We start from the raw sequence: 13,101 nt of genomic DNA, 5'->3' as shown, positions 1-13,101 counted from the left end.
CTACAAATCCCTGGGTTTTAGGGAACAGGGAGCAGGGAGCAGGGAACAGGGAACAGGGAACAGGGAATAGGGAATAGGCAATAGGCAAATAAAATAACCACAAAAACGCGCACGCTACGCGAACAGTTAAATACTTAACTATATATAAATAGTTATAAATTACATTTTATTACCCCTATTCCCGATTCCCGATTCCCTGTTCCCTGTTCCCTGCTCCCTGCTCCCTGTTCCCTAAAACCCAGGGATTTGTAGGTCATGGGTATAAGACTTGGTATATTAACCTTGACACCTTTCGAGTCAAGCCAGTGTCTAACGAAATAGACGATATTCAGCCTGAGCAACACAACCGTTCTGACGCTCAACTGTCCCCACAACAACAGGGACAACGACTAAAAGAATTAGCACTAGTCTTTTTTAAATTGGGGACAATTGCCTTTGGTGGCCCAGCTGCTCACATTGCCATGATGGATGATGAAGTAGTGAAGCGACGACAGTGGATGAGTCATGAGAAGCTGCTGGATCTACTGGGCGTTACCAATCTTCTTCCAGGTCCTAACTCTACAGAATTAGCCATTCACATCGGTTATGAGCGAGCAGGATGGCGAGGGCTGTTTGTTGCTGGTTCTTGTTTTATCTTGCCAGCAATGGTGATTGTCTGGATAATGGCAGCAATTTATGCCCGTTACCAGAGTGTGCCCCAGGTAGAGTGGCTCCTCTATGGTATCAAACCAGTTATCATCGCTATTGTTTTACAAGCGTTATGGAAGTTGGGGAAAAAAGCAGCAAAAGATATTCCCACCACAGTAGCAGGAGTTGCAGCTACTATCGCTTTCTTCTTAGGTACCCATGAAATTCTATTACTGCTGTTGGTGGGAGCTGCGGTAATGCTAGTCAAAACCCTGTGGCGTAGAGGAAATAACATCACAGGTGCTTTACTTGTGCCTTTCTCTAGTCTTTTAGCCCAGACCGGTGTACCATCCGCTGCTTCAGTATCTTCCGTTAGTGTGTTCCTATTCTTCCTAAAAATTGGCTCCGTTCTTTATGGTAGTGGCTATGTGCTGCTGGCGTTTCTACAACAAGATTTAGTAGAGCGCCACCAATGGCTGACTTCTCAACAACTGATTGATGCGATCGCAATCGGTCAAGTCACTCCCGGTCCTGTGTTTACCACTGCTACCTTCATTGGCTATCTCCTGAATGGTAATGTTGGCGCAATCGCTGCCACCGTTGGAATCTTCTTGCCTGCCTTTATGTTAGTCGGAATCATTAATCCTTGGGTGCCCAAGCTACGCCAATCCCCCTGGGCAAGTGGATTCCTCGACGGTGTTAATGCGGCTTCCTTAGGACTGATGACAGGAGTAACCTACATTTTAGCACGTACTGCCTTAGTTGATTGGTTAACCGTTATAGTGGCAATAACTAGCGCGGTGCTGGTATTTCGATTTAAGGTAAATTCCCTATGGTTAGTGTTAATCGGGGGAATTATAGGATTGATTTCACAATTATTCCAGTTATCGATTGGGTTTTAGGGAATCGGGAATCGGGAGTCGGGAATCGGGAATCGGGAATCGGGAATCGGGAATCGAGAGAATTAGGTAGACAGAATTTTTTCTCTTTTCCCTTACCTATTACCTATTACCTATTACCTGTTACCTATTACCTGCTCCCTGCTCCCTGCTCCCTTTCCTAATAGTATTAGGCTTCTCCGTTAACCATGTTGACTAGAATCCCAATAATTTTCTTAATATCGCTAATATAATAGCTATTATGATCTATATAAGCGACATTTTTATCAAGCTTAACAAATCTCCATTCATCCCCTGTTGTGACTGCACCATATACACAGGGTAAATCATGATTTGCTTCTTGATTAAAGAGTTGAGCAGCATACATTTCGGCAATACATTGGCCTAAGCCAGATATAATATTTTCATTCTTAGCTTCAACTATGGTAATTACCGGCAAATCTAAATATAACTGTTCTTCTGAACCGCTAATGATATAATCACAAAATCCAGTTAAGCCTTTTTCCTTATCTACATTAAAATCAATGCCTGAGAATAGACTAATTTTTTCAGATGCTTTTTCTTTGACTTCCAGTAAGATATTAATAATGATTAGTTCTGACCTAGCTTTTTCCGTATTAATGGCTAACGCTAAAGGGACATTTCTTTTTAAGGTCTGTGCCAGATAATCACTTATTTTAATTTCTTCAGTATTGGAAAATAGTGACTGATCCTCCACAGTCTCGATATTGAAGTCAAGCTTTACTTTCTTGAGAGTAAAGTCACTGTATGCCACGTAAGTCTCCTGATTTTGAGCCTAACGGTAAGGTTGAGCTGTATCTATTTTATAGGGCAGTCCGAAGAAACGTGACAATCGGGCAAGTAGCGAATTGCACTAGGAAGTTTGCTGGAACTTGGTTGCGATTGACCTTGGCCAAAAGGCCACGCTTAGGGATGCGACCTAGGAGCCGCTAAAAGCGATTGGCCGTAGGCCACGCTTTCGGCAGAGCCGACGCTGCGCGAACGCGATCGCATCATATGGATTGCTGCTTACTATAAATTGCCACCTTAGCTGTTCATCCGTAAGCAATCATCTAGCTTCACCCTTCGCGGTACAACTTTAATCAATATCTTGACCTTCTTACGGTAGTCTTAGATTTACATAAGTACTATACTAAATTGATATGTCCAACAATCCTCTTGCAGAGGTCTTCGGATTCCCAACTAACAACTTCACAGAACAGGCAAAGCGCTATCGTCGCTACAAACTGTGTCCTTATAACAATAAGGTGCCGAATTGCACCAAAGATAAGGCAAACAATCCTCTAGGTGTATGTAGTATCTATCACAGGGATGAATCGGTCATTACTTGTCCAGTTCGCTTCCGACAGGATTGGCTAATTGCTGAAAATGCCGCTAATTATTTCTTTGGAGAGGAAACTAATTGGACTTCCCTGACAGAGGTTCGCTTGAAAGATGCCAATGGTCAGTCCGCTGGAAATATTGATCTAGTCTTAGTTTCTTATGATGATCGAGGAAAAGTTTTAGATTTTGGCTCTGTAGAAGTGCAAGCTGTTTATATTTCTGGTAACGTTAGAAAACCCTTTGAAAGGTATATTAGTAATCCTGAAGACTGGAAAACTATAGATTGGGCAAAATTGACAACTTATTATCCTAGTCCAGATTATCTATCATCCTCACGCAAACGCCTCCTCCCTCAGCTTTTGTATAAGGGGTCAATTTTTCGTGAGTGGAATAAGAAACAGGTAATCGTTTTACAAAAGAGTTTCTTTGATACTCTGCCACAATTGCCACAGGTTGAATGGGATAAATCGGAAGTTGCCTGGCATCTTTACACCCTAGAACAGGAAAAAAATAAGTTCAATTTGACGTTACACGATGTAATTTATACAGAATACTGGGCAGCAATTAACGCTATTTCAACACCGAAAGCTGGTAACGTAGAAGATTTCCTTGAAGTGCTTCAACAGAAACTTGATGATAAACTAGATAATCCTCCAGACACTCAAACTATAGTAGATCTTCCTTTACAATAAAGGATAAGCCAATGACTCAACTTGAGCTATTTAATACTGCCTCTCTCACCAGTCATAAAAAAGTCATAAATGTAGCTAGTGTGCCGCAACGTAGCCCATTTCGCTATGCTGGTGGTAAAACTTGGCTAATACCCCAAATTCGCCAATGGTTGTATAATAAAGGTGGTACAGATAAGGAACTTTTTGAACCTTTTGCTGGTGGAGGTATAGTCAGTCTTACTGCTGCTTTCGATAATTTAGTAGGTAGAGTGACTATGGTAGAAAAAGATGAAGGGGTTGCTGCTGTGTGGCAGGTCATTTTAGGTGGTGGTGCCGAATGGCTAGCCGAAACTATTGTCAATTTTAATCTAACTGCAAAGAGTGCTAAGCAAGCTATTGATTCTGCAAATGAATCTCTTGAATCTCTCGCTTTCGCAACAGTAGTTAAAAATCGCGTTAATCGTGGTGGAATTCTGGCTGATGGTGCTAGTTTTATGAAAAATGGGGAAAATGGCAAAGGAATCACGTCACGCTGGTATCCTCAAACCCTGAAAAAGCGCATACTTTCTATTGCTGAAATCAAGACAAAAATTAAATTTATTGCTGGGGATGGGTTTGAGGTTTGTGAGCAAAATTATCACCGCAACGATGCTATTTATTTTATTGATCCACCTTATTTAAAAGCTGGGCGCAGGCTCTATCGATATTCAGCAGTTGATCATGAAGCTCTATTTAAACTTGCTAGCAAATTAGAAGGCGATTTTCTGATGAGCTATGACAATACAGAAGAAACAAGGGATCTAGCAAGTCGCTATGAATTTGCTATACAACCTATTGCGATGAAAAACACTCACCATGCCAAGAAGACAGAATTGTTGATTAGCCGAAATTTCGATTGGTTTTTATATTAGTTATTCAGCTATCAGCTATCAGCTATCAGCTATCAGCTATCAGCCATTGGCGGTAGTCAAGGCTACTGTTCGCGAAGCACCGATCTAGTAGCGCAATCGGTGCTTTTGAATAAAATAAGCTGACCGCTGACGCTGGGACTCAAATTGAGCTTGATGTTTTGCTTTCTGTGCTTGCAGCTTTTCCCAAGCCGCCTCCCTACCTGGTAATGGTGGCTTTTTGGCAAGTCGGGCAATCAGGTCACGATTCCGCTGTTCATAATACTGTCGCAATTCTTCAGCTTCTTTAACTACAATTTGATACTCAGCTTCGACTTCAGTACGATTGGCCTTAATGTAGGTCAGAGCAGCATTTATTTGTTCCTCGGTTAGATTGAACAGACCACGAATGAACTTAGGAGGATATTCGGCAGTTAGGTAATCCATTACATCATAGAGTGTGATGCGTGTACCTGATATCGTTAATCCCCTTTCTGTACGAATGATAGCCACTTTTCCATTAGACTGTAAACTCATATCCTTTATTTTTCAAAGACTGAATCCATAATTAACTACGCTAACACTAGGAAAGCTGCTACTGGTTGGGTCTAGTTTTATGCGATCGCGAAGCGTGGCCAGAGGCCAATCGCATTAATTGATTGCTGCTCACTATATTGCCACCTTAGCTGTTTATCCGTAAGCAATCAGCAATCATCTACTTTCACCGTTCGCGGTACAACTTCAATCAATGCCCTTAGGGCTTTGTTCACCGCTTCTGGTGTAGTGAAGACCTCCGCGATATCCTCATCCAACACCACAATGTTCATAGTTTTGCCACTTTTGCTAGCAAAACGATTGGGCTTTGCTTTGCGATAGTCGAATTGGTACTCAGGCAGCATCTCATCATCAAAGTCTGGTGATTCACTGAAAGGTGTTTTGTTCATAATCTTGACGTTCCCTTCGAGTAACTGGACGGGCAATAATGATACGAATAGCGTTAGAACTTTCTGTGAAACAAACCAAGAGCAACCGATTTCTTTGAGAGTCACCAATAATAATTTATCGTTGTTCGTTTACAGAATGTAATGGATCATCAAAGATCACTGCTAATGGATTATTCAAGACAGTCTTAGCTTCTTCAAAACTAACACCGTGTTTCTTAATATTGCCAAAAGCTTTTGACTCATCCCACTCAAATTCCATGTCCAAATCATAGCCTATCGGTTGCTAGCGTAGCATAATAGGAATCACTCAAGCTTACAAACAACTTCAAAACATTTCCCACAGATAAACCTGGTGTAATGTCTCTAGGGATACGATGCTGAAAGTCGCTCTTCAATTAACTTGTATTTTGAATAAAATAAGCTGACGGCTGACCACTGACCACTGACCACTGACCACTGACCACTGACCACTGACCACTGACCACTGACCAAATCAACTCACCTTAAAATCAGAAATCGTCTCAATCCACACCCTAGCCCCACAATGTAATGGATCATCAGGACGATACATCACCCGACAGGGGCCATTGACCTCTACCGTATGACCATAAATATTTTTAGAACCCCGTTTGACCGTAATCACAGGGTTACGCTCCCCGCTCTTGAGATTTTGGCGAATTACCCTTTGATTAACGTGAATCACAGCCTTAGTGTACTCCGTACGCTTTGACCAATTCCGCTTCGGTCCACGAGTACCAGGGGTGACCACCGGCATACCGTCAAACAGAGGAATCACCCAAGTTCTACCCACCTTATAAGCCCCCTTCACTCTGCCCTTGCTCAGCAGGAAACGGACGCGAGTGGCAGAAACACCTAGTAATTCAGCGGCTTGGGCGGTAGAAATCATCATGGCGGTAAAACCATTGCTTTAACAATACTGTTATATTAACACAAATTATCAGAAGATGCAAGGGCTTAGAAAAACTATTGCATTGACACTATCTCTAGCTAGAGAGTGGTAAGGATTGTAAGAGAGGAAAGAGTTAAGGGGGTCATAAAAACTGTTGCATTGACGCTATTTCTAGCTAAAGGGAGGTAAAGGTGGTAAGAGAGGAAAGAGTTAAGGGGGTCATAAAAACTGTTGCATTAACACAATCTGCGTTTAAAGGGTGATAAGTGTTGTAAAAGTTGTAAGAATGTTAAAGGTGGAAAAAGGGGTAATAAAAACTATTGCAGCGATGCACTACATTGGTTAGCAGCACAAAAAAGCGGCGTTGCTAAATTAATTAATTAATCGGAGTAGAGTGGGCATCCTGCCCGCTTGACAATAAGCATGAAACTGGCAAGATGCCAGTTCCACCAAAATGCCCATAAGCATGAAACTGGCAAGATGCCAGTTCCACCAAAATGCCCATAAGCATGAAACTGGCAAGATGCCAGTTCCACCAAGATGGGCATTTTACAGGTGCGACCCGTGCGATCGCTTTTTGCTGAATTGCTACCCGATCGCACCAAACACAACTACTCCCTGTTCCCATCTCCCCATCTCCCCATCTCCCCACCCTCCCCATACCTCCCACACACCCCACACCCCACACCCTAATCCCTAATTTTCACAACCAATTTCCCAGCAAAATAAAAGCTGACCAATAAAACGGGTGATTAAAATCCTCCGTCTGCAACAGCTCCTGTTGAGCTTGTCGCAGAGCTTCAGCCTTGGTAACATTGCCCTTGGCTAACCTCTGATAAAAGTGAGTCATTAGCTCTGCAGTGCTTAGATCGTCCACAGACCAAAGACTGGCAATGGTACTGCGTGCGCCAGATCGCACTGCTACTCCAGCCAATCCCAAAGCGGCTCGGGAGTCTCCTGCCGCTGTCTGACAAGCACTGAGGACGAGTAATTCAATGGGATTTTTTTGCTTTTGATCGGCTGAGATTAGACTATTTAACTCATTGAGATTGATCACGTCATCCCAGGTCAGCAGAAAGGTTTTTTCAGCTACTGAACTGAATTGACCATGAGTGGCGAGATGAACGATTTCGTAACCAGAGGTATTAACTTCTGTATTGAAGTTGGATTCAGTAAAGGATTCATTGAGTAGAATCGATGAAGGAACTTGAGCCTTGATATTCTCTAATTCCACCTTCACCCCAGGAAGTGGTGCTAAATTGGGACGATGGGGACGAACTTCCGTCACTCCAGCACTCAGAACTGAAAAGTTTTGTCTGGCGTTTGCTTGGGAGTCGATTAGTTGTAAACTGGGTGCTACGGCAATACTATATTTCTCGATCACATACTTTTCCCCGTCATAAAGCACAGACATGGGAAGATTGCGCAGGGCTCCGTCGGGGATAAATACTAGGGTGAGGATGTTACTATTGGCTAGTTCGGCCTGAATCGGGCCGATTAACCAGTTGTGTATTGTTTGTAAGTTTTCCTTTTGAAGACCTCGCCAAGGGCTAGTAATATTTCTCCAAGCCAAAGCCAGTTGGTATTCTATTGCTATTTTGGGTAAGTTAGTGGTGATCTGGCGCAGAGGTTGTCCCGGCAAGGTGACAATTACTTCCAGCCGGTCTGGCAAGATAATGGTATAGACGATAGCAGCGTTGGGGTCTATTTCGTCGATATTAACTGGTTTGGCATCTAAACAGGCATCGCGAAAGAAGTTGTCTAGTTCTGCTAGTTGCAGGGATTCAATCACATCTCGTGCTTTTTTGAGGTTTTCTTGAGATGCATTTGGTTCGAGCAGTAGTCCTACTAATTCTCGGTAGACTGGTTCGACGCTCTCTCGGAAATCAAACTGAATATCGCTACTAATCGTGACTAGGTCGCTACGGATAGATTGGAGGGTTATCACGGATTGATAATAGGCCGCGATCGCGTTTTTTTTATCCTGTTTTAGATTTAGAATTCTGCCCAGTTGCCATTGCCATTGATAGGCTAAATCCGGAGCCTGGATTCCTTGAGCAATGACTAAGGCTTTTTCGGTCAAGTCTTGGGCTTCATCAAGACGTTGATTGTATTCGTATAAGGTTCCCAAGTTACCAATGGCTTCAGCTTCCGCTCTTTTATCTCCTAAATTCCTAGCTAGCTTAATAGCATCGGCGAGATAAGTAGCAAGGCATTTGGGGTTTTTTATTTGTGTGTTTTCAGATTTTAACAGGGTTTTTGCTATCTTAATTCTAGCATTGATTGCGGTTTTACTGGGATATAATGTGGTTAATGTATAGTCGATAGTTGGCAATAATGCTCTGGCTTGCGACCACTTTTGTTTCGCTATCAATATACTCAGTTGATTTAATTGTCCCTGAATTTTAAGATGGGGTAAGGGAGATTCCTTGACAACTCGTTGATAGAAATCCAAAGCGTATTCTGTTTTTCTTTGTAATCTAGCTGTATCTCCCAAACTGAGCAGAATCTCAGCAATCAAGGTCTGATTTGGTAAGTTTTCGGCTATGGCTAAACTTTGTTGTAAAATTTCTTGAGAGTCTTGGAATTTTCCTACTCGGCGCAGCACATCACCTAGATATTGGAGGGCTCTACTTTTGAGTTTGCTATCGGGTTGGTCTTGAAGAGTTTCCTTGATTTGAGTTAAAGTTTTAGTAGCTTGATTATACAACCCCAATACTCGTAAGGCTTGCACTTGGTAAATCTGACTTTCTGTTAATCTATTTAGGTCTCCGAGCTCTTGGTAGATAGCACTAGTTTCCTGCCAAATTGATAAAGCTTTTTCCCCCTGACCTAGAGATAAGTATACTTGTCCTTGGACTGACAAAATTTGGGCTTGTAATTCTTGACGTTCTTTGGTATTATCGAGTTGTGATAGTTGGGTAAAACTCTGGTATATGGTTTCTAATGCTTGGTCTAGGTTTCCCAAACGTTGATAAACTAAAGCTAGATTGACTAAGGAATTAATTTCACCAATAAGGTCGCCACTCTCCCTGTAGTTACTAATCATTTGCTCCAACAACGGTATAGCGTCTTGATATTGACCTGTTTCATAGAGTTGTTGGGCTTGTTGGTCTGGGGAATCGGGAATCGGGAATTGGGAATCGGGAATCGGGAATCGGAACCCACCCCTAACCCCTCCCAGGAGGGGAACGGGAATCGGGAATTGGGAATCGGAACCCACCCCTAACCCCTCCCAGGAGGGGAACGGGAATCGGGAATTGGGTGTGATTCCTTGAGAATTTGATAATGCTTTCCCCGATGGTAGGAAGCAGGTTAATGCGATTGCAATTAGAAATGATAGTTTTTTCATAATAATTAATTAAGGGAACAGCGGATCTGGGAATGGGAAAACGGGAATAGGGAATAGTAAGAATAGTTGATTAACTCAACGGAGCAAGTCTATGTTGCAGAACAGATGAACTATGTACCATATGAGCTTGGCTTTTACCCGGGGGCTATAGATAATGTACAAATATTCTTCAGTCAGTCGGTCAGTCAGTTACATGCTCCCCCTATTACCTATTACCCATTACCTATTACCCATTACCTATTACCCATTCCCCAGATAAGCGTACTAATGTTGCTGCATAAGTGACATGCTCCCATTAACTCTTGCCTCTTGCCTCTTGCCTCTTGCCTCTTGCCTCTTGCCTTTCTTTGAGAGAGTATGTTCACTACTCTTAGAAAAATGCTATGTTACTCTCCCCATCTCCCCATCTCCCCATCTCCCCATCTCCCCATCTCCCTACTCCCTACTCCCTACTTCCTACTCCCTACTCCCGAATGACAATCAAGATGGGGCAATATCTGCTCAACAGGAGTACCCCTAAAGGGATGAGCCGTCAGAATAATTGTGCCATCCTTTGCTGTTACCCAGCCTTGGGCTTCGATAATCACTTTTTTGTCTTGGGAAGGGGGTCTCACTGTTCGCGTAGCGTGGCCTTTGGCCTTAGGTTGCTGCCGTAATTGCTGTAATTGTTGTCTTCTGCTGCTGGCTAAGCCAGGACGAGTTCTCCAGCCCACTGTGGTGTCGCTATTAATCACTGGATCGTCTGCACTAGCTGGTAAACCCCCTTTTCCGGTAATGGTGAAGGAACTCCCGCCAGCAATCCGATTATTCTCAAAGCCACAAAGGTCATTGGCCAGGATGGCTTCTGCATCGACCAGGATTCCTGGCAACTCCGTTAATCCTGAGGTCGGGTCTACGCCTGGGGTGTTGAGGATTACTTCACCGCTGAAGGATGGGCCAAGGTCAGACGTAGCGGTGATGTCATTGTCTGAAGTTAGACGGTCTCGAAACTTTAAGCCAAAGATGCCTTTGGATGCATCAATCTCAACACGACCTCCTGGTCCTTTTTCAGCATTGGCGGTGATGTCGCTATTTCCCAGACCGAGTAAGACATCAGTATCAATGGTTATATTGCCCCCAGTGGTATTATCAGCGTCAGTGGTAATCTGGCTTTGGTTAAAGAGTCGGATGACACGGGAATATAATAGATTAATATTGCCTTTGTCTCCTGCTGTTTCTGCTGTGATGATTCCATTGTTGTTTAGGAAGATGGAGTTGGCATTAATCTTTACTTCGCCTGCTGAACTCCCCGGTTGATTGCTTTGAGCACTAACTGCTGCTCCATCAGAGATAATTAACTGGCCAGTGGTAATTTTCAACAACTCTCCCGCTTTTCCTGTTCCTTGAGTTTGAGTAGCCAAGGCGCTGCGATACTGACCATTGGCTGAGGTACCAATCAGTTGAACAGATTCAGAGGCATCCACAGTCAAATTTCCGCCGTCCCCTTCACCGGTTGTGCTAGCTGAAACTGTTGCTCCATCTTTGACCATTAACTGCTCAGTGGTAATCTTCAACTCTCCCGCTTTTCCTGTCCCGTTAGTTTGAGTAAACAAGCCGCTGGGAACCCGATCATCGGCTGACCTACCAATCAGTTGAACAGTAGAGTCGGCATTGACAGTCAACTTTCCCCCGTCCCCTTCACCAACAGTGGCAGCATTAACTTGTGCTCCATCAGAGACTATTAACTCCCCAGTGGTAATCTTCACATCTCCCCCGTCCCCAACACCCGCAGTGCTAGCTGAAACAACTGCTCCATCTTTGACCATTAACTGCTCAGTGGTGATACTCAAATCTCCCCCATTTCCTTTCCCAAAAGCTTCAGCCAACAAGCCGCTGGAAACCGAACCATCGGCATCAGTACCAATCAGTTGAACAGATTCAGAGGCATCCACAGTCAACTTTCCCCCGTCCCCTTCACCAACAGTGACAGCTAAAACTTCTGCTCCATCTTTGACAATTAACTGTCCAGTGGTAATACTCACATCTCCCCCGTCCCCAACACCCGCAGTGCTAGCTGAAACTCGTGCTCCATCTTTGACAATTAACTCCCCGGTGGTGATACTCAAATCTCCCCCATTTCCTTTCCCAAAAGTTTCAGCCGACAAGTCGCTGACAGGCAGACCATCGACTGAGGTACCAATGATTTGAACAGTAGAAGAGGCATTCACAGTCAAATTTCCCCCGTCCCCTTCGCCAGAAGTGTCAGTTGAAACTCTTGCTCCATCAGAGACTATTAACTTGCCAGTGGGAATACTCAAATCTCCTGCTTTTCCTTTTGAGTTTGAATTACCTTGAGTAGACAAGCCGCTGAAAATCCCACCCGAGGCATCAGTACCAATTACTTGAACAGATTCAGAGGCATCCACTGTCAAATTTCCGCTGTCCCCTTCATCGGTTGTGATAGCTGAAACTCTTGCTCCATCAGAAACCATTAACTCCCCAGTGGTAATCCTGACATCTCCCCCCTGCCCTGAGCCAGTTACATCTGTAGTTATCCTAGAACCACCCTCAAGACTCAACTGTGAAGCCTTAACAACTATGCCACCCCCACTTCCACTCCCTTCGGTATTCGCAAGAACCAAAGAGCGATCGCGTAAACTCACCTTAGCCCCCTGCACCTGGATACTGCCACCACTTTCCCCACTGGTATTAACAAAAGCACCCTCGGACAAACTAATATCCTGAAACTCTTGAACTCCTGAATAATCCAATACAAAACTAGTATCCGTTGGTATCAAGTTCACCACGCTATTAGAACCAACACTCCCCAGCTCAATCCGTCCATCGGTTGCTGTTAACTGACCATCAGGAATATTAATGTCACCACCAATTAGTCCTAATGTTTGAACATTTGGTACCTGAAAAAGACTAGACTGATTAGTAATACTCCCTGGATTAGATCCGTATTGCAAGCCAGATGGTATATTAATCGTTAATAACGGTTTCTGATTGGGATTTTTAGCACTGAATACTGTGCCATCTTCAAACAAGACACTATCAGCAGTACTCCCAAAAAATGACCCTCCCAGATCCAGTATGCTATTAGGACCTAAGAAAATACCGTTTGGATTTATCACAAATAAGTTAGCATTTCCCAAAACTCCCAGAGTCCCTAAAATATTGGAAACCTTAGCTCCAGTTACCCGACTCAGGATGTTGGTAATTCCAGCAGGATTCGCAAAATAAACTCGCCCAAACTCGGCAACATTAAAATCTGAGAAGCTATGGAATAAATTGCTTTCTCTAATCGCCCCACCTTCTATCAAATCCGCTAGGTGTCCCTTAACATTTACATTGGGCCTTACCAAAGAACTTTCATTACCGAGGGTATTATCTGGAGTGATTTGTCCTAATGCCGTAGTTGCAGCCAGTAGAGAACACAATACAACGCTACTTGTTTGCACAAGTCCGTAAATCCAAGGTTTCAT

At 43.6% G+C, this 13,101-nt stretch carries 13 protein-coding genes; 5 read left to right on the top strand and 8 right to left on the bottom strand.

The window, feature by feature from the left end; all coding sequences use genetic code 11:
• The first annotated feature begins 305 nt into the window (after window positions 1-305).
• On the top strand, window positions 306-1,529 hold the full coding sequence (locus tag F6J99_RS31300) for a chromate transporter (protein WP_293118801.1): 1,224 nt from the start codon (window positions 306-308) through the stop codon (window positions 1,527-1,529).
• A complete protein-coding gene (locus F6J99_RS31295; RefSeq protein WP_293118799.1) occupies window positions 1,460-1,690 on the top strand; it encodes a hypothetical protein in 231 nt (76 codons plus the stop codon). The genes F6J99_RS31300 and F6J99_RS31295 overlap by 70 nt, the downstream gene beginning before the upstream one ends.
• Window positions 1,691-1,695: 5 nt before the next feature.
• On the opposite strand, the gene F6J99_RS31290 is transcribed toward F6J99_RS31295, so the two are convergent.
• Entirely contained in the window at window positions 1,696-2,301 is a 606-nt protein-coding gene (locus F6J99_RS31290; protein ID WP_293118797.1) for a hypothetical protein, read from the bottom strand.
• Between the two features lie 388 nt (window positions 2,302-2,689).
• Here F6J99_RS31290 and F6J99_RS31285 point away from each other — a divergent pair, with 388 nt between their 5' ends.
• On the top strand, window positions 2,690-3,562 hold the full coding sequence (locus tag F6J99_RS31285; protein WP_075898676.1) for a NotI family restriction endonuclease: 873 nt from the start codon (window positions 2,690-2,692) through the stop codon (window positions 3,560-3,562).
• Between the two features lie 11 nt (window positions 3,563-3,573).
• Entirely contained in the window at window positions 3,574-4,452 is an 879-nt protein-coding gene (locus F6J99_RS31280; RefSeq protein WP_293118795.1) for a DNA adenine methylase, read from the top strand.
• A gap of 84 nt (window positions 4,453-4,536) precedes the next feature.
• On the opposite strand, the gene F6J99_RS31275 is transcribed toward F6J99_RS31280, so the two are convergent.
• From F6J99_RS31275 to F6J99_RS31250, 6 genes are all read right to left on the bottom strand, one after another.
• On the bottom strand, window positions 4,537-4,965 hold the full coding sequence (locus F6J99_RS31275) for a DUF433 domain-containing protein (RefSeq protein WP_070395814.1): 429 nt from the start codon (window positions 4,963-4,965) through the stop codon (window positions 4,537-4,539).
• 167 nt (window positions 4,966-5,132) lie between these two features.
• Window positions 5,133-5,372 (bottom strand): hypothetical protein, encoded by a 240-nt coding sequence (locus tag F6J99_RS31270; RefSeq protein WP_070395813.1) that lies wholly within the window; start codon window positions 5,370-5,372, stop codon window positions 5,133-5,135.
• A gap of 115 nt (window positions 5,373-5,487) precedes the next feature.
• A complete protein-coding gene (locus F6J99_RS45750; RefSeq protein ID WP_365974591.1) occupies window positions 5,488-5,631 on the bottom strand; it encodes a BrnT family toxin in 144 nt (47 codons plus the stop codon).
• 234 nt (window positions 5,632-5,865) lie between these two features.
• Window positions 5,866-6,282: a helix-turn-helix domain-containing protein gene (locus F6J99_RS31260; protein WP_070395812.1), complete on the bottom strand. Its 417-nt coding sequence runs from the start codon at window positions 6,280-6,282 to the stop codon at window positions 5,866-5,868.
• 376 nt (window positions 6,283-6,658) lie between these two features.
• Entirely contained in the window at window positions 6,659-6,961 is a 303-nt protein-coding gene (locus F6J99_RS31255) for a hypothetical protein (RefSeq protein ID WP_293118792.1), read from the bottom strand.
• 24 nt (window positions 6,962-6,985) lie between these two features.
• A complete protein-coding gene (locus F6J99_RS31250; RefSeq protein ID WP_293118790.1) occupies window positions 6,986-9,634 on the bottom strand; it encodes a CHAT domain-containing protein in 2,649 nt (882 codons plus the stop codon).
• Window positions 9,635-9,920: 286 nt separating this feature from the next.
• Here F6J99_RS31250 and F6J99_RS31245 point away from each other — a divergent pair, with 286 nt between their 5' ends.
• Entirely contained in the window at window positions 9,921-10,154 is a 234-nt protein-coding gene (locus F6J99_RS31245) for a hypothetical protein (RefSeq protein ID WP_293118788.1), read from the top strand.
• On the opposite strand, the gene F6J99_RS31240 is transcribed toward F6J99_RS31245, so the two are convergent.
• Window positions 10,084-13,077: an S-layer family protein gene (locus tag F6J99_RS31240; protein WP_293118786.1), complete on the bottom strand. Its 2,994-nt coding sequence runs from the start codon at window positions 13,075-13,077 to the stop codon at window positions 10,084-10,086. The genes F6J99_RS31245 and F6J99_RS31240 overlap by 71 nt on opposite strands.
• Between the last annotated feature and the right edge of the window lie 24 nt (window positions 13,078-13,101).

The sequence above is a fragment of the Moorena sp. SIO4G3 genome (assembly GCF_010692305.1).
In the GTDB taxonomy this organism is placed as follows: Bacteria; Cyanobacteriota; Cyanobacteriia; order Cyanobacteriales; family Coleofasciculaceae; genus Moorena; species Moorena producens_A.
This window is presented reverse-complemented; position numbering and strand designations above follow the sequence as displayed.